Consider the following 24,872-nt stretch of genomic DNA (forward strand, 5'->3'; position numbering starts at 1 on the left):
GGTTAGATACAACAATTATACCAGAAAGAGGGGGGTCATTGCTTTTTTTGTTAAAAGTAGCTACAATCCTTGCAATAGCAGGGTTTTAAATAAATAAAACAAAGATAGTGTTTACACTATCTTCGAATTCAAGGAGGAACTATTATGGATGCAAATAATAATTTAATCATCGGTAAATTCATATCTAAAGAGGTTGAGAACATCTACAGCAGATATAAAAGCATATCAGAAGAAGAGATAAGTACCATAAGAAAATTCATAGAAAGGATAGAAGAAAATACTTTGGACTTTGATACATACCTAAACTATAATGCTACAAAAGCAGAAGCTGAAGTGACTGAGTCTTTAGAGGATATGGACCTTTTAAGATGCTATCTATTTCTAAGGTCCAATGTAAGTTTAGATATAAGTGTAGATGATGCTATAAAGTCATACGCATCTCTAAATGATGAAGGATACTGTAAAATTAAAGGCTACTACTTATATAAGGATGAGGAAATAATGAAAGATTTAGCTAGAGAGGAATTGGATGCAAAACTAGAAGATGCTTATGAAGTAACTAGTATGTTTGACATTGAAGAAATAGCTGACATGTGGATATTTGGCACATCTAAAGAAGAAACGGCAAAGCAATATTTGAGGGATAATGACTGGTGGGATGTATTAGAATGTGAAGAATCAGAAAGGGGCTACATAGATTCATATGGTGAAAGAACCTACTACGCTTACAATAGTGGGGAGGAATAGGAGATGATGAAGATAGCAAACAAAATAGAAGCAGGAGCTCTAAAAAACCTACCAGTAGAGGTAATAGCAAAAGTATTAAAAATATCAACTATATTAGATGAAAATTATGGTGAAGTAAGGGATGCAAATATTTATGGAGGATATGTTTTAGTTGTAGAAAACAAAGAGGATATCAAGAAACTTAATGACGAAATAGCAATAGATGTAGCAGATGTTATACCAGAATATGTTGATTTAATTGAATGCAGTGATGGAGGTAAGTACACTAGCTCATTAATACTTTGTAACAATGATTTTGCTATAGTCTTAATAATGGAATTATCTCTAACTTCTAAAGAACTACTTGCTTACATGGAGGAATAGCAATGAGTGCTAATAACGCTGAAATAGTTGCAGAAAAGATAATAAAAGATTTTGAAGAAGCTTTAGTTTCGGATGGTAAGGCATTAAAGACAGTAGAAAGCTACGTTGGAGATATCAGAGTTTTTCTCAAATGGGCGGAGTCTAAGGGGAATACCTTCACAGGTAATCTAAAGAGATTCCATATCACTTCATACAGGAACTGCTTAATCCAAGAAGACTATGAGATAAATAGCATTAATAAGAAAATTAATAGCCTACAATCTTTCAATCAATTCCTAATGGATGAAAAATATCAAACTGAGCAAGTGGTAAATCTAAAAAAAGATAAGTTAAAACTAGCTGCAGGTAGTGAAAAAGAAGTAGAAGTATTTACAGATGAAGAAGTAGAAAAGCTCCTATTTTATATCCAATCAGAAGAAGTAACATCAAGAAATAGGCTTATAATACTTAGGATTCAATAAAAGTATATTATAGAGAATTAATCCTTAACCTTAATATAGAGGTTAAGGGTATTTTACTTTAGGAGGAATAGTTAATGTCAACAATTAAAACAAAGAAAATTACTAAACAAGAAAGCTTGGATGAGATGATGGTACCTATAACAAAGATGCCAAATGGAAGACAGCCTATGGAGTTTAAAATCAGTGAAGAGGCTAAGAATATAATTGAAGAATTCAAAGAAAATTTAATGAAAAATAATAAGGCATCAACAACCATTAAATCATATATATTTGATGTAAACAGCTTTATTTATTTCATTGAAAGGCTAGGAATAGTATTTACCGGAGAATTTAATTCTGCACAGTACAGTGACTTTATAAAATCGCAAATTGAACAAAAGATCAAACCTAATACTATCAATAAACGGATAAACAGTTTGCAGCAGTTCAATATTTACTTATTATTTAAAAAGTATATGAAGGGTGTAATTATAATATCTAAAAATGATAGACTACCAATAAATTAAGTTATTTTACTGGAAGATATAGAACCTAATAAGGAATTGAAATATGTAAAGTGCCTAATCTCAAATAATTGAGGTTAGGCACTATTTTTATGCCTCAATATAAGAAAGGAATGATAATAATATGACAAGTTCAATATACTGTGTTGGCAAAGTAAATGGAGGCCGAAAGGAAATGATAGTGGCCGAAAATAGTAATACTCCTGCTAAGAGGGTAAATATTGTATCAATAAAGATGGTAAAGCAAGGTAGCATTTTATATGAAGGCCGTAAAATAACGACACCTTCGCAGGCTGCAGAAATAGCTAGACAATTCCTAGAGGAATCTGACAGGGAAAAATTAATTGCAATTTGTCTCGATACTAAGAATCAGCCGGTATCAATAAGTGTAATAAGCATTGGGTCACTAAATTCTTCAATAGTACACCCTAGGGAGGTATATAAAATTGCATTATTATCTAATGCTGCATCCATAATTCTATGTCATAACCATCCTTCAGGTGATACAACCGCATCTAAGGAAGATATTAGCATAACTAAGAGGCTAAAGGAATGTGGAGAATTAATTGGTATATCACTAATTGACCACATAATTATAACTTCAGAGGGTAAATACTGTAGCCTAAAAGAAAAAGGAATACTTTAAAATAAGGAGATGGGAAAGATGTTTGATAAAAATAATAGGTACATTACTAAAAGAATTCAACAGGAAATTCCACTAGAGTTACAGCTATTCATGTGGGATTGTATAGATACACTTAAGGAGCAAGCAAATAACATGGATTATCTTCAGGTATTTGAAATAACAAATGAAAGAGTCGATGAGGTATTCTTTCAAAGGATAGAGCATAGGCAGGAAGTACCAGAATATAGCATGACACATAGAGTATTTGCTACAGAAATGGCAAATTATAAGGTGTTTATTATTGATGACGAAACTCATTCTACAATGCTACTTGCCGAAGAATACTAAAAGGAGGTACTACCAATGGCAGAGATACTAGCACTAGTAGGAAAGATAATACTCATCATTGAAAAGGAAGTAAATGCAATTGAGGCCACATTGATGGTTGCAAAAAAAAGTGGGATGGATTTCAATACATTGCGGGACTTCCTACCTAATAAGTGGAGGTGATGTCCCATAGCAGCTAAAGTGATAGCTGCTATTTTTTTTTGTGATGGTAATAGTAGTCTCTCCAATTTGAAATTTTGTAGGGAAAAGAGATCAAAAAAATTGTCCTAAATTACTTATCACAAAAATCAATTACTCCTGAAAAAGCTTAGATACTGCTGAAAATAGGTATAGCACTTTCGAAGTTGTAGGAAGGCATACCAAGACATTAAAATTAAATAAAAACCAGATTCTAATTGTTATTTTATATTTCTTTGTTAAGTATTATTTTATTAACTTTTTTTCTTTGGTTGCAATATTAGAAAAAGTACTATATGAAATAACTTCTTCCCCATAGGAGGTAAGCTTTGCCAGAAAATCGCGGTAAAGTGTAAGTACGCTTTTTGCATTATTAGTACGAGTCCTTCTCCACTCATTTTTAATTATAAGCTCTTTAATAATTGTGATATGATTTTCAGTAACCTTATACCTGTGTACAATTCTTTGCTTACGTATTGGTGGTACAACAATCACATTAATAAAAGGTAATAAGTCTGTTTTATATTGTAAATCAAGGCTTTCTATCTTTTGCATACAGTCTTTGATTATATTACTCAATGCAACCCTACTTATATTAAGGTCCCTACTAATTTGTCTTATAGAGTTAAGCTTAATAAAGCGTAGAATAAATATTTCTTTCCTAGTATCTGTAGTAATCATTTCATCTCTCCCTTAATAAAGATTCTTATTATCTAATATATCATAATATTATTTTTTTTCAATATTTGTGGACTACTTTGAAATTGAGATAATGGTACTAACATTACTTAAAATCTCATAGGCAACATAACCTTAACGAACTAATATATCATAATACTATTTTTTTTCAAAATTTGTGGGTTATTTTGGAATTGAGATAATGATACTAACATTACTTAAAATCATATAAGCAACATAGCCTAACAAAAAAAAACATGGGTTATTTAGAAATAATTTTTATTTTGTTCCTAGAACACGGAATAAAAAATTCAATTAAGCTATTTAAAATCTCAACTCAAACAAAGATGTAGATATTATAATTAAATTTAAAAAATTAAGGGAGGTTTATTATGGAAAAGAAAAAATATGATAAGATATCTGAAATAGTAAAATTGCTTTTTACGAGGGAAGGTAAAGATGAGGGAAAAGACTTTATTAATATAAGGGCTATTCCTAATAAAGAAACTTCACTAAAACCTGTAGAATTTTTTGTAGCTCTAGAGGGTGATGTTAATAGTGCAGTGAACGAAGTAATTGAAATAATTCATAAATATAGGAATTATAATATATATTACGGTCCTGTAATAAGAAATGATAAAAAAGGAACAGCAGAATTTTGTACTAAAGCATCAAGCCTATATGTGGATTTTGATGAACATTGTGGAATTAAGTTTAGTGATATGGATTCCTTAGAGAGGGAAAAATTGAAAAAGAAGTTAATACATCAACTGACTCAATTAGGTTATGAACCTTCTTTAATAGTTAATTCAGGAAATGGTATACATTGTTATTGGACTACTAAGAATGTAATAGATGTTGTAAAAGACAGGGTAATATTTGAAGGTTTACTCAGATATTTAGCAAATATTATCCCTGAGTTTAAAGGAGATATGGCAGTTTGTAATGTAGCGCACATGTTGCGATTACCATGTACCAATAATGTAAAAGATTTAGAAGACATAAAGCCTTGTGAAGTTATTTGTTTCAATGAAGAAACTGAATATGACTTTGAAAAATTGGCGGGTCTAATAAAAATTGATGAGTATGTTTCTAAGAGTAGTCTTGATGAGACTCTATATTATGCTGTTCGAAAACTTAAAAATCTAAACAAAGATCAAGTAATGGATGAAGTTTTGAAATGTGATTTTATGAAGCAGATGTATGAAAATCCCCAAGATCAAAGTTATACCTACTGGACCTTTATGGCATCAACGCTTTCAGTATTTGGAGGTATAGGGCAAGATATTTTTCTTGAATTAAGCCAAAAGAATAATGAATATAAGGAAAAGGAAGCGAAAAACATATTTAATAGTATGTCGAAAAATATAGTTGAAGGTAATGTTGGTCCAGTAACATGTTCTAAAGTGTGTGAAGAAGGGTTTAGATGTAATCTTAGTTGTAACAAAAAATCTGTTGCGGGAAACATTTTTAGTAAAATCATTAATGAAAGAAAAATCATTGAAAAAGACAAAGTAATTAATGATGCTGTTAGGAGATTAGAGCCTGATAGTGATAGTGTTAAAAATTTGAGGAAGCTTGATGATTTCATTGCAAATATACTTAATGAGAATACAAATGAAGAGTTAATAAGATCAGAATATATAAAGAAAGCTATGAAGATGCTAGATATTGATGGTAGTGTAACTATGATAAAAAAATTACAAAAACAGCATAATACAAATGATAAAAATTTGTATTTGGAAATAGGGGATGAAATAATGAGCACATCTGTACTAGTATCCATTGCTAAAACGTTTTATGAGTATGAGGTGGGATATTATAGGGCAATAGAAGACGAAATACTGAAAAAAAAAATAATTGTAAAATTGGGAGATGGATACACGAAATCAAGAGTTGAAAATATACTTTATTATATAACATCAAAAACAGCAATTAAGGTAGAGGATTCAAATAAGAATAAAAAAGAAAATATGATATGTTTAAAGAACGGAATGATTTTGATATCTGATAAAGGATGTCCAAAACTACTTCCACATGATAGCAGCTACAACTGTCTGAATCAGCTAGGAATTAAATATGATAAAAATGCTAAGTGCCCAACATGGTTAAAGTTTCTTGACAGAACTTTTATAGACGAACGTGATAAAAAAGTTATTATTAAAGCCTTGCAGGAATGGCTAGGTTATCTGTTGATTCCTGGAAACCAGTTACAAAAGATGCTTTTTCTAATTGGGAAGCCACGTACAGGGAAGGGTGTTATACAGCACATCATGACCTGCATTGCTGGTGATGAGAATGTTACTGCATATTCAATAGGGGAGTTACATGATAAAGTTAATGCAGCAACGTTAATTGGCAAACTAGCTAATATAGGTGGTGAAATTGATGCTACAGAAAAATTCAAAACATCCTTTATTAAAATGATGATTGGAGAAGATAAAATTTCTGGTAAGGCACTATATAAGAACCCTGTAAGTTTTCAAAATGAGGCGAAATTAATTTTTGCGGCTAACCAAATTCCATATATTGCAGACAGATCAAGTGCAATGGATGAAAGAACTTTGGCTATTCCAGTTAATAATTATGTGTCAGAAAGTGAGCGGGATACAGAGTTAAAATCTAAGTTAGAGAGAGAATTAAGTGGCATTTTGAATTGGGCAATTGAGGGAAGAATTAGTCTTTTAACAAGAGGTTATTTTGTGGAAAGTTGCTCAATGTTGGAACTTAAGTCAAGGATGCGTGAAGAAAATAACTCTGTAGTCTACTGGTTTAATAATAGAAATGATTCTATTAATGAAAGTAGGTGTGTTTATACGTTGAAAGAAGTATTTGATAACTACAAAGAGTTTTGCATAGATGAAGAAATTAAGCCTTTCTTAAAGAAAAACTTTACTTCTACTCTTGAGAATATTGCAGGAGTTGAATTAGTGAAAAAAACAAAACCAGATCAGAAGTGTGTTTGCTTTCATTGGGAAGACCTACTCCTAATATCACACAGGAATGTAGAAAATTCGGATGAAAGTAATTTGCCAAAAGTGAATGTGTTGAACAAAGAAATTAAAGTTGTAGATATTGGTAGTATACCGGAATCAAATATATATAATAATGCACTATTTAATTAAATTTATTAAGGACTATGGGGATGAAGATTACCTATAGTCCTTTAAAAAAGGAGAGGGTACAAATGATTGATTATAATTATATTGATAACAATGAAGAATTAAAAGAAGTTATGAAAAGTATAGAGAATGTGAATTGTATTGGATTACGTACTGAAACAACTGGGTTAGATCCAAGGCACAATAAGTTAAGGATTATTGAAATAGCTGTAGAGGGGAAAGCAGTCATAATAATTGATTTTTTCAAAATAGATGTAGAGGGGAAGAAGGCTTTAAAGGCTTTTTTAGAGTCTGATGTAATTAAAGTGGCTTATAACGTAAAAAATGATTACAAATTCCTATTTGTTGAAGGTATAGATATATCAAAAAACTTATATGACACAATGCTTTCAGCACAGGTTATTGATTCAGGATACTATGGTATTAAATTTGAGTTGAGGGATTTGGTAGCTCACTATACTAATATAACCATGGACACTGAATATCAAAAAAATGATTGGGCGATGGATAAGCTGCCACAAGAGCAACTTGTATATTCAGCTTATGATGCATATGTTTTGTTGCCATTAAGAAAGGCTATGAATGAAAAATTAAAAAAGTATAACCTTACATTTACAGCAGCTATAGAGTTTGCAGCCATTCCGGCAGTAGCACAAATGGAGCTTAATGGCATGTATGTAGATATTAAAAAGCTTGAATCCCTCCATAGTAGATATAGAGGTGAACAAAATTCATTGTATGAGGAGTTAAACATGTATTTCCCAAGTGATGATATTAATTTTAATAGTCCTGCACAAATAAAAACAGCTTTAGGAGCCATTGATATATACGTTAAAAGCACATCAAAAGAAGAATTGCTACCTATCGCTAAGAGATATGAGGTAGTTAGATTAATACTCCAGTACAAAAGGATAGGCAAATTACTTCAATTTACAGAAAAAATTATTAGTACTGTGGACAGAGAACAAAGGATATATTCTAACTACTCTCAATGTAGCACAAAGACAGGTAGATTTTCTTGCACGGATTTTAATCTTCAGCAAATCCCCCATGAGCCTGATATGAGGGAATGTTTTACAGCACCAGAAGGTAAGGTATTGGTAATGGCAGACTATTCACAAATAGAACTTAGAATAGCAAGTGAAATAGCAGATGATTATCGAATTATTAAAGCATATAAAAATAATCAAGACCTTCATATTCTAACTGCTTCATTGGTAAATAATATACCATTAGATAAAGTTACAAAAGCTGAACGACAATCTGCAAAAGCATTGAATTTCGGACTACTTTACGGAATGGGTAGTAGTAAGTTTAAAAATTATGCTATGAACAGTTATGGGGTTGAAATGAGTCTAGAAGAGGCTGAAAAATTTAGAAATAAATATTTTGCCTATTATGAGGGCATCAAAAAATGGCATAAAATCAATTCTATTAAGCTCAAGGGCATTACGGCTAATCAATATTTTGAAACAAGGACTTTAGTAAATAGAAGGAGGTTGTGGCTTGGTGAACCTTCATTTACAGAAGTTATTAACACACCGGTGCAAGGAACAGGTGCTGATATATTAAAGATTGCGCTTGGAATGTTACCAAAGAATTTGAGAGGAACGTCCGCTAAAATTCTAGCCACAGTGCATGATGAAGTATTAATTGAGGCTGATGTTGAAGAGGCAGATAAAATAAAAGAAATATTACAAAACACCATGGAGATGGCAGGAAATAACCTGTTGAAAAAAGTTCCAATTGTAGCTGAAGCAGTAATAGCAGACAATTGGGGAGATAAATAGAGTTAATAAAATACCGAAAAAGACTCCGGAAATGATAAGTTTTCTCTTAAAACAATCTTATGTGAAAATATATTATAAGGATTAAGGTTAACAAAAAAATATAGGGTTTTTCGGAGTTGATTTCGGAGTTTACTTTACCAACTGGTTAATGGATTAAGAGGGGTTCTTTGAAATAGAAAAGAACATACTAACGAGATTGTGTACTCAAAATTTGTACAGGATTACAAACTCTAACATTTATATATAAAGTTGAAATTCTATAGCAATAAATATATATTATTAATATGATTACAGGAGGTACTATTAAATGAAAAATCTTATTGAGTATCCAGAAATAATGACTGCTAAAAATATAGCTGAGTATATGGATATTAGCTATGCCAAAGCTTTGCACTTATTAAAGTATAGCGATATACCGTCGATCAGAATAGGACACATATTCAAAGTGTCAAGAAAAGTTTTTGAAGCATGGGTGACTGAACCCAATAAAAAAATAATAGCTTAATTAAAGGGGGAGTTTGTTCTCCCCTATTTTATTATACAGGAGGTTTAAAAATGGCAAGAGGTCACATAAGGAAAAGAGTATATAAAAGCGGTACAACATGGCAAATAACTATTGAACTCGGTATTGATGAAAATGGTGAAAGACAAAGAATGTTTAAATCTATATATGGAACGAAAAAAGATGCAGAAAAGGAAATGCAACAAATGTTGAATGAGCTAGATGGTGGCACATTTGTTGAAGATACAAAAATTACGGTAGCTTCTTATCTAAGAAATTGGATAAAGATCTATGTTGAACCAAACCTTGCTCCAACAACAATAGATGGCTACAAATCAAATGTTGAGAATTACATTATTCCTAGAATAGGGAATATATTATTACAAAAATTATCACCAATGCATCTACAAGACATGTATCTTAAACTATCTCAAAATGGCCGGTTAGATGGCAAAGGAGGATTATCTCCAACCACAATTAGGGCTATTCATAGGACTCTAGGGAAAGCACTAGACCAAGCATTGCGAATGGAACAAATTAAACGAAATGTTTCAACACTAGTTACAATTCCAAAAGTAAAGCCCTATAAGGCAGAGATTTATGATGAAGTTGAACTTATAAATCTATTAAATGTCTGTAAAGGAACAGAAATGGAGGTGCCTATAACATTAGGTGCTACACTTGGACTGAGGCGTGGAGAAATATTAGGTTTAAAATGGTCTGATATTAATTTAAAAGAATGTAGAATGACTATTAATAATAACTTAGTTAGCACAAGTGCTGGAGCTGTATTTACAACACCTAAAACTAATAAGAGCTGTCGTACACTTGAATTGTCAGAGGGTATCATAACTCTTCTTAAAGAACACAATTTGGCACAAAAGGAAAATAGAATTAAGCTAGGTAGTGCTTATGGTACTAATGATCTAGTTTGTTGTTATCCTGATGGAAATATCTATGAACCTAAGAATTTCAGTAAAAAATTTGCTTGGTTTCTAAAAAGCAAAGGACTTAAGCATATTAGGCTTCATGATTTGAGGCATTCCAATGCCACTTTGATGCTGACATATGGCATTCCTGCTAAAGTGGCATCTGAGAGGCTTGGTCACTCTAGTATAAGTATTACGCTTGACCTTTACTCACATGTTACTGCTAATATGCAAAAGGATGTAGCTGATAAGATTGAAAATGGTATATTTAATAGATTAACTGCTTCTTCAAATTAAGAAGAGGAACTATCTTAAATAGATAGTTCCTTTTCTCTATTTACCTAATTCTTTTCACTAAAATTATAATGTGGTCTATAAATAGTTTTATAATATTTTGTGTAATTGAATATTAGTATGGTTAAGCGAAATCTAAAGATTGTTTATAAGCTTAAAGAGAAATATAAAAATAAATGCCAAATTGAGGGATGCGAGTGTACACTCATGAAGAAAGATGGTAATGAATATTCAGAGGAGCATAACTGGGTATTAGTTTCTAAAGGTGGAAAATAAAATGAAGAAAATATGGTGATATTATGTGCTAATCATCAAAAAATGATCTATGCTAACACAACTATAGATGCGAAAATAGGGAAACCGCGCAATGTTACCATTAACGGAAAAAATCAATATAAAATATATTTAGCGATTAATAAATTGAAGAGGAGTAAAGATGATGGAACCAATTCGTATATTCCCACAAGAAATAGGTAGTTAAATTCATAACACAAAAAAAACAATAATATATTGGGGTTATCCAGTATTTGTGGTATTATTTTACTAAAAGCTTTTTTAAGGAGGAATTTTGTAAATGGGTAACTTAGTATGTGAAAAGTGTGGAAAAACATTATCTAAAGATGATATTATACTTTTAATTAAAACAAAGGAGCAGCAAGTAATTGATGTAACTACTTGTCATAGAGGTAAATGCCATGACGAATTGGAGAAAGAAAAAAGATTAGAAGGATATAGTTGTGGATTTTATGAAATGAATAAAGGAATAAAGGATTTAGTATTAAATAATGAATTCAGTTTAAGTTTGTATAAACCTGAAGCATTAATAAAATATAAATTGATATTGCAATCTTTGTAGTTCTAAAAGGCTAGATAGCACTAGCATAGCTATACCAACAATAATTAGACATAAAAAGAAAATATTACTACAATTAATAATAAATGAGATAACCATAAAACAAAAGTAGGAGAATCTCCACATGATGGGGGTTATGCTACTTTTATTTTGCTTGCAATTAATATCAAATAATGGTTTTATAGCCCAATAAAATTGGCCTAAATTGGGTAAACAGACCCAAGATTTATCATAAAAAATATAGCAAATTTATAATAGATAGTGTAAAATAATGGTGATAATATATAAATAAATACTAATGGGGGATAACTATGAAAAAAATAACATTTGCAATAATACTTATGGTACTAGCAGTAACATTAATTGGATGTGGAAATAACATTGTTAAAAAATCAATCGAACAAGCTAATATAGCAATTAAAAGTAAGAATTATGATAAAGCTTTAGTTGCATTAGAATTAGCATTAGATGAGGATAATGGTAATGAAGAGGCTAAAAAGCTATATTCCATATTGGAGGGTTATCAAAAGTCCAAAAAGGCACTAGAAGAGAATAATATTGATGAAGCAAAAAATGTATTAGATGGAATAGATGAGGAATATAGTAATTATGCAATAAAAGAAGATATAGATTTACTAAAGGATCAAGTTGAAAAAAAGTTTAAAGAAGTTGAACAAAGTAAGAATAATATAACTAAGTTAAAAGGGTTAATTGGAGAGAAAAAATATGGTGAAGCAAAAACTCTAATTGAAGGGATAAATAAAAATTCGTTAAATGAAGAACAAAAAAATGAAGTAAATGAATTAAACTCTAAAATGAATTCAGAATTAGCTAAAATCGAATCACAAAAAAAAGCTGAGGAAGAAAAGAAAGCTGAAGAAGAAAAAAAAGCTGAGGAAAAGAAAAAGAAAGAAGAGACTAATAATCTACACTCAAAGGCTGAAGTTAATAGTATTTTAAGTTCATTAGATAAGGGTTCACTTGGGAATCCAACTTTAGATAGAAATATTAACGGCGAACTATGTTATTACGCTACTATATCGTGGTTTAATGGAGATAGGGTAAGAATGTTTTTAGTAGGTAGTAAGACACTAACAATATACACTGATAATGACGAAGCAAAAGGAAGTATTTATGATGAACAATTGTTTGAAAATGAGTTTTAATTCATTATTATAAGAAGACATAAACAAGATTTAAGTATATGAGGTATGTTTAATCTTGAAATTAAGGTTAATACCCCAAAGATTATAAGTATATCGGTTGATCAGTCTATTTTTGTTAAGAAAGTTTCTGATTATTAATTTTAATTTAGAATGATAAACATGTATGAATAAATATATAATGATGTATGTAAAAAGTCATTTTACAAAAACAGATTAATAGTAACACCAAAAGGGGGACAGATTGATGAATAAGAAGTATAAGTTAATAATAGCAGGAGTTATAGGAATAATTATTCTAGGTACAGGTTCATTCTTTATCTACAGAAATTTAAGTGCTAATAAAATAGTTAAAAAAGGTATAGAGCTAATGACAAAAAAGGAATACAATAAGTCAATAGCCGCGTTTGATTTAGCTTTAGATGATAAACCAAATGATAAAGAAGTCCTAGAATCTAAGGATATGATAGAAAAATATCTAGAGGCTAAAAAGCTTTTTGATGAAGGGAAAACAGAAGAGGCTAACAAAGAAGTAATAGAAATAAGTAGAAATTATTCAAACTTTAATGGATTTAATAAAGATGTTGATAGTTTAAAGGCTGAGATAAATGAATCAATAAAAAAAGATACAGAAACAAGCAATAATATAAATAAAGTTAGAGAGCTAGTAAAGGTAAAAAAGTATGATGAGGGTAAAAAATTAATAGATGGATTAGGAAAAGAAAAATTAAGTGAAAATCAAACACAACAAATTGAAGATTTAAAGTCAGTAATAAGCTCTGAATTATCTAGAATAGAATATGAGGGAAAAGCTAAAGTAGCAGCAGCGGCGGCTGAAGCAGAAGCTAAAAAAAAGGCTACTACTTCAACTAGTAGTAATAACAATACTACTAGTATTACGCAACCTAAAGCCTATGATTTAGTTATGTCAGTTACTAACCTTGATAATGATGCTGAACTAGTTTTCATAGGTGTTATAAAAATAGAGTCCTCTAGTTATATTCCATCAGAAGCTCGAGGTAAGACCGCATATTTTTTTGAAGTGGCGGAATCTGCTGCTTATTATGTAGATATGCAAGGTCATGTCTATAGGAATACTGCTCCTTCCGATGGTAAATGTATTAAATTACGTTAATGTTGATTTCGTATAGATACTTTTTTATAAGGGTTTAGAAGAGAAAATGACAAATGTAAATAAGTTAAATACAGGAGTTGGACAAGGTGTAAATGTTGAAGATGAAAAAGTGATTACAAAAGCAATGTTATGGAAGTTTGATTTCAATAAGCAAGAATAGAACATATTCTGATAAAAATTTGCTGGAAGCTTGAAAGTGATATAGTTAATGTAACAAAATTAGAGTCTAATAAAGGAGAAAAACGATGGATGCTATAAAAGGAAATATAAACTCAATTTTAAACGGATCTAAGCAATTTATTATTCCAGTTTACCAACGTAAATATAGCTGGGAACAAGAACAATGCCAAAGATTATGGGATGATATTGTTGAAATGCAACAGAAGAGTAGAACAGGACATTTTGTCGGTTCTATTGTAAATATAGCTGAACAGGCAATGCCAACAGGTATACAAAAATTTATGATCATAGACGGTCAACAAAGAATGACTACACTTACCTTGTTATTAATAGCACTAAGAGATTTTGGATTTGAACATATAGAAGACAAGTCTATTAATCCAAAAGAAATTAATGGCATGTGTCTTCAGAATGATTATGCTACTGGTGAAGGAAAATACAAGATGTTATTAACACAGACAGATAAGCCTGTACTTATCAAACTAATTGAACGTAGTCCTTTGGATGGAATTAAAGCATCGAGGATTATTGATAATTACAAATTCTTTGTAGGCAAAATTGCAGAGCAGAAATTAAGTACTCAAGAAATACAAGAAGGTGTAGCGAAATTACAGATAGTAAATATCACTTTGGACAGAGCAGTAGATGATGCACAGTTGATTTTTGAGAGTTTGAATAGTACGGGAATGGACTTATATCAATCTGACTTAATTAGAAACTATATTTTAATGGGATTAGAACCAGGAATGCAGCATAATATCTATGAGAATTATTGGTCGCTGATGGAGAAATTATTTGATTATGAGAAGCAGACGTCACTTATGGATAAATTTTTTAGAGATTATTTGTCTTTTAGTAATGGGAAAATCCCTAATTTTTCAAAGGTGTATGAAGAATTTAAGCACTATCATAGATATAAGTACAAAAGGGGTGTTGTTGAATTTTGCAAAGAATTATATACATATGCTAAATACTATACGAATATGTATTATGCAAAGAGTGGGGATAAACAACTAGATATTATTTTTAATGACATTAGTCAGTTACAAATGGAAGTTGCTTTCCCATTTTTACTAAAGGTTTATGCAGATTATGAATCGAATCTAATAACTAAAGAAGAATTCATTGAAATACTTAAATGCTGTGAAAGTTATGTATTTAGGAGGGCTATAGCAGGAATACCAACAAATTCTTTAAATAAAACGTTTATGTTAATGGCAAATAAGATAAATCCAGATAAATATTTAAATTCAGTAAAGGCATATATGATTATGTTGGATTCTTATAAATTATTTCCAGATGATGAAGAATTTAAAAATGACTTCATAATTAAAGATGTCTACAATATGCGTATTCGTAATTATATTTTTAGTAAACTTGAAAATGTAAATAATAAAGCTCCAATTAATATAGAAAATTATACGATTGAACACATTATGCCACAGAATAAAAATCCATTACCTGAATGGAAACAGTCGCTAGGTGTAAATTGGCAGGAGGTACAAAAGACTTATTTACACTCAATTGGTAATCTTACATTAACAGCATATAATCCTGAGATGTCTGATTATTCGTTTGTTAAAAAGTTAGAAATGACAGGTGGATTTAAAGAAAGTGCTTTAAGAATAAATAGCTATGTTGTTAAACAAACAACTTGGAATGAAAGTACAATCATTGCAAGAGCAAAAGAATTATCTAATTTAGCTAAAAAAATATGGAAATATCCAGAGCTTACTGAAAATGAATTGACAGAATTCCTCCCTGAAGATAAGTCTACATCTGAATACACATTGGAAGATTACGATTATTTATCAGAGGATATGCTTGAATTATTTAATATACTAAATATAAGAATTCTTAATATTTCTTCTTATGTAAAAAGAGAATTAAAAAAATTATACATTGCTTATAAAGCGGATACTAATTTTGTTGATATAGTTCCACAAAAATCTAGACTAAGACTTTCAATTAATATGAAATTCCATGAAATTAATGACCCGAAAGGTCTGTGCATAGATGTTACAGACAAAGGAAGATGGGGAAATGGTGATATAGAAGTTCGTTTAGAAAATGTACTACAATTAGATGATGTAATGGATATTATAATCCAGTCCTATAACAAACAAATTGATTAATACAAAATAGTATGGATAAATATAAGATGAGATAGCTTGAGATACATGTAAGAATTTCAGTAAAAAATTTGCTTGGTTTTTGAAAACTAAAGGACTAAAGCATATTAGGTTACATGACCTGAGGCATTCCAATGCTACACTGATGCTAACTTATGGCATTCCTGCTAAGGTTGCGTCAGAAAGGCTTGGACACTCTTCAGTTAGTAGTACACTTGACCTATACTCTCATGTTACTACTATGCAAAAGGACGTTGCTGATAAAATTGAACACGGTATATTTAATAGGTAAACTTCATCTTCAAATTTATAAAAGGAGCTAATGGTGAATATAGGGTACTGAATAGAATGTGAGAGAAAATGAAAAGTTGGAATATTCAATGAACATTATAGACTAAGCAGATTTAATAGAAAAGTTAAAAAATGTGAAAAGTAAAGGATTTAGGTATAATATGTAGAATACTACAATTATTAAATGAATATATTTAGGGGGCAAAAATGAAAAAAGGTAAAAAGAATACAAAAGCGTTTATTATATTTATGAGCATAAGTGCAGTTTTTATTCTTGCAGGTGAAATATATACTAAGTACGCAACTACTAATACTAATAAAAAATATGGGGTGAGTAGTAATGAAGAATAATGAAGAATTTTATAAAGAGCAGTTTGAAGAATCATTTGATAATGAAAATTTAAAGTATGAAGAAATTACAAAAAGCAAATTAATTATTAGTTTAATTGGTGATGTTAATAGTGGTAAGTCCTCTACAATTAATGCCTTAACCGGAAGGAAACTTTCAGACGTAAGTGCATTTGCTGGTGAAACCAAAGATGTAAAGTTCTATAAATATTCAGATAATGTATTTATTGAAGATACACCTGGATTGAATGATATAAATCAAGAGGTTAGTAGAAAGGCAGTAGAATCTGTAGATAAGGACTCAGACATTATTATGTTATTTTTTAATGCAGCTGTTGGGGCATCCAAACCTATAGTGGACACATACCATAGACTGAAAAAATTAAATAGACCAATTATTATTGTACTAAACTATATTGACATTTGGTATGAAAATGGAAGACTTACAGATTACGAATCATATAATACGGTAATAAGTCAAATAGAAAGCGAAACAGGACAAAAAGTAATTCCTATTTCGGCAAGAAAGAATATCAATATTGATAAATTGAGTAATAAAATAGTCGAGAGCTTACAGTATGAAGGAAAAGACCTACTTTTTCTTAAAATATCAAGATACAAAGAAGAAAATGTGAAGGGTTGGATAAATGGAGCGGCTGTTTCGGCTTTTGGAATAGGGTTAATACCAATACCAGGGGCTGATATAATACCTTTAACTACCCTTCAAGTTGCTCTTGCTCTTAGAATAGCTTATATTTATAATTGTAAAGCTACAAAAAATGATGTCATGTCATTAGTTGGGAGTACAATAACTGGGTCATTTGGTAAACAACTGTTTAAATTAGGTATTCAAAGTTTAAAGGGGCTTGGTTGGCTAGGTGGACCACTAGGAGAAGGTGCAGTAATGGCATTGGCAGGTGCAGTTGCATCATCTGTAACTTTTGCGTTTGGATGGGCTTGTAATGCATATTACAAAAGTGGAATGCAAATGGATTTGGGCGAAATGGGACAAATATTTAAGGATAAGTATAAGGAAAGCTATGAAAGTTTCTCTAGAAAATCTAAAAGTGAGGTCGCTAGTACAACATTGTAGTACGCATCACAAGTGACTGCTGTTTTGATAATGGAGGCATAGTCAGTGGAGTTAATATTGAATTCAACAGGGCTCTATCATAATAAAAATAGGGAAGAAATTTTCTTGCCATTTACTATAACAGTGTATGATGTGAATAAATAATTAGCTCATTTGAAAGGTTTGTAGCAAGAATTTTTCAAGGTCAGAATTTAAGGTGGGGTGATTATATGGAATCATTATATTCTTATCGAAGAATTGATGATTATTTGTTTGAGAATTTTAAAAATAATCAACTGTATCTTAACGTGGTCAATAAAATGAATGACCCTTATGAAGGTTCAATTAATATGGTGGTTGACCGGAAATTAATTGATGATTTCTACACTCATATTAGGGAGATGTGTGATTTACCAACGGAAATGGTTTTGCAAATTGAGAAAATTGATGATATAGAAAAGAAGATGAACTTATTTTCTAGGATCTTTGAAACTTCGGTTAAAAGAGCTATTAAGAAGCATATGGGTATTTATTGTTTAACAACAAACCGTAATTCTTTGCCAATGTGGGGACATTATACCGATAATCATAAAGGCATATTAATTGAATTCGATGCAACCCATTCAATTATGCAGAAGGCTATAAAAGTAAAATATTCAGAAAAATTTGATGATGTCATTATAAAAGGAAAAGGTGATTTTTCCAAATTCGATTCAATTATTTATAACAGTCTCATGACAAAACATAATTCGTGGAGTTATGAGAATGAATATAGAATTAGAGGTAGAGCTGAAGGCGTAATTAAATACGACTCAAAGCTGATAAAAGCGATTTATTTTGGTATGAATACTTCATATGAAGATAAAGAAAAATTGAAGAAAGCAAATGCTCATAACCCTAAGATAAAGTACTATGATTCGCTGATGATGACAGGTACATATCAATTACTCTACTCATAATAGTTGAAATAAAAACTGCATTTAGAGTAAATACGATGAACTGTTTCCAATCCTATATTATTTATGTTAAAAGAAATAATAAATGGTAAAGTGGCGCCGATACGACGACAAAATAGTCGTCACTAAGTCACACCAATAATAATTAGAAGAAGGTAACAGTGTTTGCACCCCAAACTAAACATCACTAGAGGCAAGTAACGTTAAGTAGAGAAAGTTATAAATAAAGTCTTCAGCACAACTCGAAAACAGGCGAACGTGTTAAAGCGTTCCGGGGGTTCAAATCCCCCTTTCTCCGCCAAATTAAAAGAACTCACTGGAAAGTGAGTTCTTTATTGCGTTAATTATAATTTGGATTTAAACAAGGGAGGGCGCAGGGCGTTAAGAGTATGTGATGTTATCGGTATGAAAATTGATTTATTATTAAATCATAAATTTGTATTAGTATAATAATGTTGTTATAATTCATGATGTGTCTATTTACTGTGATGATAATTTTTGCTTAGATTGTATACAGTATTTTAAAATAGAACATTACTTTAGAGAGGATGTTTTTATGAAAAAGGAAGTAACTAGTGTAGAACTTGAAAAAAAGCGAATATTCATAGCTAGAATTTCTAAAGGTAGGACTATAAGAGAATTTATTCTTGCAGTTCTTTTAATACCTTCGTTACTATCTTTTATATGGTTATCAGTTTTTGGTGGTGCGGCTATGTACCTTAATTCAGCATCGGGAGGCGCATTATTTGATGTAGTTCAAAACAATCTTCCAGTAGCGTTATTTGAAATGATCAATCAACTTAATTTTCCGTTTTTGGGTGGTATATTTAGGGGTATTTTATCAATAATTGGGACAATACTCGTAATATCATTTTTTATTACTTCTTCAGATTCGGGATCCATAGTTGTAGACAATATAATATCAGGTGGGAAATTAGATTCACCAATCCCTCAAAGAATATTTTGGGCTTGTATGGAGGGACTACTAGCAGCCGTACTTCTTCTTATAGGAGGAGAAAAGGCATTAGCAGCCCTTCAAACTGCAGTTATAAGTACAGGGCTTCCATTTTCCATAATACTTATAATAACCGCCATATCTCTCATGAAGAGTCTTAATGTAGCACATGGAAAACAAAAGAGAATTAGAGATGCGAAATGGTTTGAGAAACTAACAAAAACAATAGATAATTGAGATGTAAAATTGATAATAATAGAGCGGATAAATAAGTATTAACAATTTCAAATAAAAGAATATTGAGCTATATATTCCTCAAAAACAAAAAATAAAAGAAGCTTAACCTATATTATTAATAGGATAAAGCTTCTTTATAGTAACTTTTTATCCTTTAGTGTTTTGGTTTATAATATTGGACAGTGATTCTTTGTTTAGTGGTATATTCTTAAATTCAAAATAACCCACAACTAATAAAGAAGCACTTACTATTAAGTATAACCAGAATCCAGAGGCAGTAGAAATAGTAGTAGAAATTTTACTGTCGATGCCGGAGTTTACAATGAACAAAGATATAATACTTCCAATAGGCGAAATAAGCATTATTGGCCTTCTAAATTTTTCGAGATTTTTGGCATATTTAGAAACTATTAATAAAACTGGAAATACAAATAATAGTAGTGCGAAGATACTACCACTCATTCTTGTTCCATCTGTAAACGTCATTCCCAAAAGTGACTCATATCCTGTTATCTTTAAGGCGTTGTTATATCCAAGCTCATAAGCATTTAATTGAAAAATAGGTAGGAATAATAGTATAACAGATACTGCAGATAAAATTAGATTAATATTTTTTAAGATGTAAGCTTTGTTAATTTTACCCCCTAAGTTTAAATCAAAAGATATATTCTTCTTTTTAATAGCAGAGCCACATTTTAAGCATGTACTTGCATTTGGATCCACCTTGTTGCCACAGTTATTACAGAAAGCATCTTCTTGTTCACGTTTGACACCACAATTTGAGCAGGATGCTTGTTCTGGTTTCATTTCTTTACCACAGTTTTTACAAAACATTTTTACGACCTCCTTAATAATATAAAGTTAAAATGAAAGAAAAATGTAACAAATATATTCAGAAACGCAATAGTATTTTTTAAAAAATAGATTATTTTTTGGTTATAGCTTAAACCTTTTAAAATGGTATTTTAATACATATTATCCAAAATTACTATTACAATGTTAATTATACGATATAACTGTAAAAAAGCAACAGTTTGAATGCCTTGTGATAGACTTTTCCTTAAGTATAAGCAAGTATATTATAATAGTGTTGATGCAGCATTTGCTGATTTAAAAACAAAGGAAAGGTTAAGAAAGTTTATTTAATGATATTTCAGCTCCGCAGGAGATGATTATCAGAAAATTGGGAAGGGTATATTCCTGTTCCAGCGAGAATAGTTGATGAAATAAAAAAAGTAAAAGAAAGTGAACAAAGTATTTAATATTAAAAAAGATTATAAATTGTTAATAATAATACAATTATTTCCAAATAGGTGATATAATAATATCAAAAGCATAACTTAGACGTGAATTACTATAAAATACAGGTTATTGCAATTTAATCACAATTTAAATTTGGAAAGGGGTGAACTAATGACTAAAATTAACAAAAATAGGAAACTAAAGACTAAATTCCTAATAAGGAGAATAGTTACTATTTCTGTATTTTTAGGTTTAATACTTATGCTGAGTTCCTTCTTTATAAAAGCTGAAGTTTCTAATAAATTAGTCATAGGCAATATTGAAAATGCAAGTATTTCATTTAAAGAAAATGAATTTTATAAAAAGTATACTATTAATTGTACTGAAAGTATAACTAATTTTAATCCTAAAGAAGACATGGATAAATTTCAAATTAATTTAGATAAGTCTAAATTATTAAATATAGATATAACAAAATTAGATAAATTTAATTCAAGTGAAATTAATATTGAAGACAATAAAGACTTATTTACACTAACTTTCAACAAGTTAACTGGAGATGAAAACTATGCACATTTAGATTATGGAAATGACACTAGGATAATGATTTTTATAAAAAAGAAAGAAAGTTCATTTAAATATAACGTTGTAATAGATCCCGGGCATGGAGGGGTTGATGTTGGTGCATTTTATGGAAAGTTATGCGAAAAGGATCTAACCTTAAAAATTTCTAAATATATGGTAGATAATTTGAGATATAACGGATATAAAGTTACCCTTACAAGAGAGACAGATATTATGTTAGATAAGATTATAAAAACAGATTTAGTTAAAAGGGCCTATTTAGCAAATGATGCAAAGGCGGACGTATTTGTCTCTGTGCATATTAATTCAAATACAGCTAATGTATATAATGGTGTATCAACTTATTACTATGGTGAATCTAGTAGCATACAAACGGATAGGGTTAAACTTGCTAAGTCTGTTCAAAAGGAAATATTAAATGATGATTCATGGAAAGACATGGGTACACATGGAGAGGATTTATCAGTTTTAAGAAATAGTAAAATGCCTAGTGTACTTGTGGAGTGTGGATTTCTTTCAAATACATCTGATAGCGACAAGCTATCTAATGAGACAACTTTAGTTAATTTTGGTTTGAATATATCTAATGGAATAATAAAATATTTAGCTGAGGTTAAATAAAGACTAATAATATAAAGTAGGAGGATGCACTGTTATATAGGTGCATCTTCTTATGCTTGAAACTATACATTTACATTATTTATAGAATCACAAATTATACTTGTTTCAATATTACCAACCATTATATCTAAATTTACATCACTTGTAGAAATAGACTCATCCATTAAGACTTTTATTGCTTCGTATGGTAAATTCACTCCAGACATGCAAGTGTAATGAACACCGCCGGCCATTCTTGTATTAATTTCTAGTAAATTAGGTTCTTCATTTTTATATATAACTTGTATGTTATATATAAAGGGAATTTTATAAGATTCACTTACTTTATGAGCGATTCTAATTAAATCTTCATTGTTTTCTAAATATCTATTATATTTATCAATTTTTTTCCTAGGGATAGCTCTAACTAGATTGCCATTTTTGTCAGCAAGGCAATCTATACTGTATTCATACTCATCTAAGTATTCCATTAGCATAATATTTTGGAAACTACATTCTTCAGGGAGTAGATCTAATATATCATCAAGATAAATACTATATGATGGAAACCCATTTAAGATATCTTCAATGGTGGTTTTTGATTCCTTAATGATTCTAAAACCAGCACCTCCAACTCCATCAGTCGGTTTAAAACAAACCCTTCCAATTAACTTTAATTTATTATATGCAACTATAAATGATTCTTTTGTATTAACAACAGAGTACTCTGGTATTTTTAATATGTTTTTAGACTTTATATCATTATAAAAAAGTACTTTATCATCAATTAAATTAAGTAAATCTATATTGTTAGATGCAAGAACTTTAATGTTTATTTTTTCAAATCGATCTATATTGTTAGAGATTAACATCAATTGATGGTAAGGTACAAATATATTAATAGCATGTTTTGTGCAAAAGTCTAAACAATATTCTATGTAATCATTATCTGAAAGGTTAGGCTCAATGAATGCATAATCCGCATTTTGAAGAGTGATAGAGTGTTCGTTTGAATGTGATACAAAAATTTCAAACTTTCTCCCATCTTCGTTGTTCTTTATCAAATCTATAATATTGTAGGCACTACTAAACCACCTATTAAACCATATTCTAGTAACGTTCACTTATAAATTCCCCCTTAGATTAAATATATATTTAATCTTATTACAAAATTAATACTTATTGTATAAAATAAATGAAAAAGTAGTTCTATTAGAATAGGCTACTTTTTCGTTAATTATTATTTGCAGATAAAATAAATTTATAAAAGCTGTTGCAGCTCTGCAGGAGATGATTTAACGTACTGTTTTTTTCATGAAGTCTTTTGCGTTCACTATGTATCTTGAATGAAATCCTTCGCCTATTTTACCTAAATCATCATAGGCCTCTATTTTGAAAAATAATTTTTTGCCTTCTATCTTTTCAAGTAACGCCTCTGCTCTAACTACAACACCAATAGGAGTTGCCTTTAGGTGCTTAACACTAATTTCCATACCAACCGTTGTGAAACCTTCAGGAAGTCCTTTTAAGACACAGGTTCTTGCTGCATTCTCCATAAGTGCTGTCATGGCAGGGGTAGCAAAAACATCTAGATCTCCAGATCCATATGAGTTTGCGGTATCCTTGTTTTCTACAGTTATCTCCATAGAAAATTTCAAGTCTTCATCAAAATTTAATTCCATGTTTATCACTCCATTCTGTTAATATTTTAATTTACTAATGTTTATTATACTATACTAACACCGTTTTTAAAATGGGATAAGTAAATTCATAATTTAATAATTAAATAATTTAATAATTTTAATTAGACATCAGACATCTACCTTGAAAAAAACCACAATATATTATATGATGTATTATAGAATAGAAGAACAGTTTTAAAGGAGCTAAGAAGATGAAAGGTAAAGAAAAAAGTTTATCACAAAGTGTTGCTGATGATATTCTTGCAATGATTAATATAGATAAAAAATTTGCTGTTGGAGATAAATTACCAAATGAAAATGAATTATCTAAGCAGTTGCAAGTAAGTAGAACAACACTTAGGGAAGGAATTCGTATTTTGACTACTCATAATATACTTGTTATAAAGAGAGGCAGGGGAACATTTGTAGCAAATCATGAAAAGCTTAATGGTGATTTTGGGTTAGATGAGTTTTCTACAATTAAGATGAATGTAAAAGATTTGTATGAAATGAGATTAATATTTGAACCTCAAACTGCATACTATGCAGCAAAACGTGCAACAGATAAAGAACTTGCAAGAATAATACATTACGGTAAATTAGAGGAAGAAAAAATTTTGAGTAAAGTTGACCGTACTGAGGCTGAGCAAGCCTTTCATAAATCTATAGCAAAAGCAACTCATAATGAGTTTATGAATAAGTTAATGCCTATACTTTATAAGGCTATTGATAAGGGAGTAATTTTATCATACGAAAATGAATCTATAATTGCGAATACTCTAAATGATCATCATATGATCATGGAATTTTTACAGGCGCGTGATGCCCAAGGGGCTAAAACCGCAATGAAACTTCACATTTTGCGTGCTATGCGGGGCCTTGGAATACAGAATGAATAAAAG

General features: G+C 30.2%; 26 protein-coding genes and 1 pseudogene. 23 read left to right on the forward strand and 4 right to left on the reverse strand.

The window, feature by feature from the left end; all coding sequences use genetic code 11:
• The first annotated feature begins 144 nt into the window (after positions 1–144).
• From ACREVX_RS01350 to ACREVX_RS01380, 7 genes are all read left to right on the forward strand, one after another.
• Positions 145–747, forward strand: a complete 603-nt coding sequence (locus ACREVX_RS01350) for a hypothetical protein (RefSeq protein ID WP_431542273.1) — start codon at positions 145–147, stop codon at positions 745–747.
• Between the two features lie 3 nt (positions 748–750).
• Positions 751–1,110, forward strand: coding sequence for a hypothetical protein (locus ACREVX_RS01355; RefSeq protein ID WP_431542275.1), 360 nt, complete (start codon positions 751–753; stop codon positions 1,108–1,110).
• Between the two features lie 2 nt (positions 1,111–1,112).
• A complete protein-coding gene (locus ACREVX_RS01360; RefSeq protein ID WP_431542276.1) occupies positions 1,113–1,571 on the forward strand; it encodes a tyrosine-type recombinase/integrase in 459 nt (152 codons plus the stop codon).
• Positions 1,572–1,645: 74 nt separating this feature from the next.
• Entirely contained in the window at positions 1,646–2,077 is a 432-nt protein-coding gene (locus tag ACREVX_RS01365) for a phage integrase N-terminal SAM-like domain-containing protein (RefSeq protein WP_431542278.1), read from the forward strand.
• Between the two features lie 121 nt (positions 2,078–2,198).
• Positions 2,199–2,720, forward strand: a complete 522-nt coding sequence (locus ACREVX_RS01370; RefSeq protein ID WP_431542279.1) for a JAB domain-containing protein — start codon at positions 2,199–2,201, stop codon at positions 2,718–2,720.
• Positions 2,721–2,738: 18 nt separating this feature from the next.
• Positions 2,739–3,047: a DUF960 domain-containing protein gene (locus tag ACREVX_RS01375; protein WP_431542280.1), complete on the forward strand. Its 309-nt coding sequence runs from the start codon at positions 2,739–2,741 to the stop codon at positions 3,045–3,047.
• Positions 3,048–3,062: 15 nt separating this feature from the next.
• The gene (locus ACREVX_RS01380) at positions 3,063–3,209 is read left to right on the forward strand and encodes a hypothetical protein (protein ID WP_431542281.1); all 147 of its coding nucleotides are present in this window, start codon (positions 3,063–3,065) and stop codon (positions 3,207–3,209) included.
• 261 nt (positions 3,210–3,470) lie between these two features.
• Here the strand turns inward: ACREVX_RS01380 and ACREVX_RS01385 are convergent, their stop codons facing one another.
• Positions 3,471–3,905: a hypothetical protein gene (locus ACREVX_RS01385; protein ID WP_431542282.1), complete on the reverse strand. Its 435-nt coding sequence runs from the start codon at positions 3,903–3,905 to the stop codon at positions 3,471–3,473.
• Positions 3,906–4,294: 389 nt separating this feature from the next.
• Between ACREVX_RS01385 and ACREVX_RS01390 the strand changes: the two genes are divergently transcribed.
• The 14 genes and pseudogenes from ACREVX_RS01390 (at position 4,295) to ACREVX_RS01455 (ending at position 19,861) form a co-directional block, all read left to right on the forward strand.
• On the forward strand, positions 4,295–7,027 hold the full coding sequence (locus tag ACREVX_RS01390; protein WP_431542283.1) for a DNA primase family protein: 2,733 nt from the start codon (positions 4,295–4,297) through the stop codon (positions 7,025–7,027).
• A gap of 62 nt (positions 7,028–7,089) precedes the next feature.
• Positions 7,090–8,814 carry a DNA polymerase gene (locus ACREVX_RS01395; RefSeq protein ID WP_431542284.1) on the forward strand — a complete coding sequence of 575 codons (1,725 nt, stop codon included), beginning with the start codon at positions 7,090–7,092 and terminating at the stop codon, positions 8,812–8,814.
• A gap of 307 nt (positions 8,815–9,121) precedes the next feature.
• A complete protein-coding gene (locus ACREVX_RS01400) occupies positions 9,122–9,319 on the forward strand; it encodes a hypothetical protein (protein ID WP_431542285.1) in 198 nt (65 codons plus the stop codon).
• Between the two features lie 50 nt (positions 9,320–9,369).
• Entirely contained in the window at positions 9,370–10,542 is a 1,173-nt protein-coding gene (locus tag ACREVX_RS01405) for a tyrosine-type recombinase/integrase (RefSeq protein WP_431542287.1), read from the forward strand.
• 117 nt (positions 10,543–10,659) lie between these two features.
• Complete coding sequence (locus ACREVX_RS01410; RefSeq protein WP_431542288.1) at positions 10,660–10,815, forward strand: hypothetical protein; 156 nt, start codon at positions 10,660–10,662, stop codon at positions 10,813–10,815.
• 298 nt (positions 10,816–11,113) lie between these two features.
• On the forward strand, positions 11,114–11,395 hold the full coding sequence (locus ACREVX_RS01415) for a hypothetical protein (RefSeq protein ID WP_431542289.1): 282 nt from the start codon (positions 11,114–11,116) through the stop codon (positions 11,393–11,395).
• A gap of 308 nt (positions 11,396–11,703) precedes the next feature.
• A complete protein-coding gene (locus tag ACREVX_RS01420) occupies positions 11,704–12,558 on the forward strand; it encodes a tetratricopeptide repeat protein (RefSeq protein ID WP_431542290.1) in 855 nt (284 codons plus the stop codon).
• Between the two features lie 244 nt (positions 12,559–12,802).
• Complete coding sequence (locus ACREVX_RS01425) at positions 12,803–13,690, forward strand: hypothetical protein (RefSeq protein WP_431542291.1); 888 nt, start codon at positions 12,803–12,805, stop codon at positions 13,688–13,690.
• Positions 13,691–13,935: 245 nt separating this feature from the next.
• The gene (locus ACREVX_RS01430; protein ID WP_431542292.1) at positions 13,936–16,005 is read left to right on the forward strand and encodes a GmrSD restriction endonuclease domain-containing protein; all 2,070 of its coding nucleotides are present in this window, start codon (positions 13,936–13,938) and stop codon (positions 16,003–16,005) included.
• A 64-nt stretch (positions 16,006–16,069) separates the two neighbouring features.
• A pseudogene (locus ACREVX_RS01435) lies at positions 16,070–16,294 on the forward strand (tyrosine-type recombinase/integrase); the annotation flags it as partial.
• A gap of 206 nt (positions 16,295–16,500) precedes the next feature.
• A complete protein-coding gene (locus ACREVX_RS01440) occupies positions 16,501–16,644 on the forward strand; it encodes a hypothetical protein (RefSeq protein ID WP_431542293.1) in 144 nt (47 codons plus the stop codon).
• Positions 16,634–17,734, forward strand: a complete 1,101-nt coding sequence (locus ACREVX_RS01445; RefSeq protein WP_431542295.1) for a GTPase — start codon at positions 16,634–16,636, stop codon at positions 17,732–17,734. The genes ACREVX_RS01440 and ACREVX_RS01445 overlap by 11 nt, the downstream gene beginning before the upstream one ends.
• A gap of 209 nt (positions 17,735–17,943) precedes the next feature.
• Entirely contained in the window at positions 17,944–18,672 is a 729-nt protein-coding gene (locus ACREVX_RS01450) for a DUF2971 domain-containing protein (RefSeq protein WP_431542296.1), read from the forward strand.
• Positions 18,673–19,225: 553 nt separating this feature from the next.
• Positions 19,226–19,861 carry a BCCT family transporter gene (locus tag ACREVX_RS01455; protein WP_431542297.1) on the forward strand — a complete coding sequence of 212 codons (636 nt, stop codon included), beginning with the start codon at positions 19,226–19,228 and terminating at the stop codon, positions 19,859–19,861.
• A 147-nt stretch (positions 19,862–20,008) separates the two neighbouring features.
• On the opposite strand, the gene ACREVX_RS01460 is transcribed toward ACREVX_RS01455, so the two are convergent.
• Positions 20,009–20,695: a zinc ribbon domain-containing protein gene (locus ACREVX_RS01460; protein ID WP_431542298.1), complete on the reverse strand. Its 687-nt coding sequence runs from the start codon at positions 20,693–20,695 to the stop codon at positions 20,009–20,011.
• 579 nt (positions 20,696–21,274) lie between these two features.
• Here ACREVX_RS01460 and ACREVX_RS01465 point away from each other — a divergent pair.
• Positions 21,275–22,309, forward strand: a complete 1,035-nt coding sequence (locus ACREVX_RS01465) for an N-acetylmuramoyl-L-alanine amidase family protein (RefSeq protein WP_431542299.1) — start codon at positions 21,275–21,277, stop codon at positions 22,307–22,309.
• 62 nt (positions 22,310–22,371) lie between these two features.
• Here ACREVX_RS01465 and ACREVX_RS01470 read toward each other — a convergent pair whose 3' ends face one another.
• Positions 22,372–23,412 (reverse strand): ATP-grasp domain-containing protein, encoded by a 1,041-nt coding sequence (locus ACREVX_RS01470; RefSeq protein ID WP_431542300.1) that lies wholly within the window; start codon positions 23,410–23,412, stop codon positions 22,372–22,374.
• 171 nt (positions 23,413–23,583) lie between these two features.
• Positions 23,584–23,970 carry a thioesterase family protein gene (locus tag ACREVX_RS01475; RefSeq protein ID WP_431542302.1) on the reverse strand — a complete coding sequence of 129 codons (387 nt, stop codon included), beginning with the start codon at positions 23,968–23,970 and terminating at the stop codon, positions 23,584–23,586.
• Between the two features lie 212 nt (positions 23,971–24,182).
• Here ACREVX_RS01475 and ACREVX_RS01480 point away from each other — a divergent pair, with 212 nt between their 5' ends.
• Positions 24,183–24,869 (forward strand): FadR/GntR family transcriptional regulator, encoded by a 687-nt coding sequence (locus ACREVX_RS01480; RefSeq protein ID WP_431542303.1) that lies wholly within the window; start codon positions 24,183–24,185, stop codon positions 24,867–24,869.
• Positions 24,870–24,872 lie beyond the last annotated feature (3 nt).

It is taken from the genome of Clostridium sp. (genome assembly GCF_050717545.1).
In the GTDB taxonomy this organism is placed as follows: domain Bacteria; phylum Bacillota; class Clostridia; order Clostridiales; family Clostridiaceae; genus Clostridium_AD.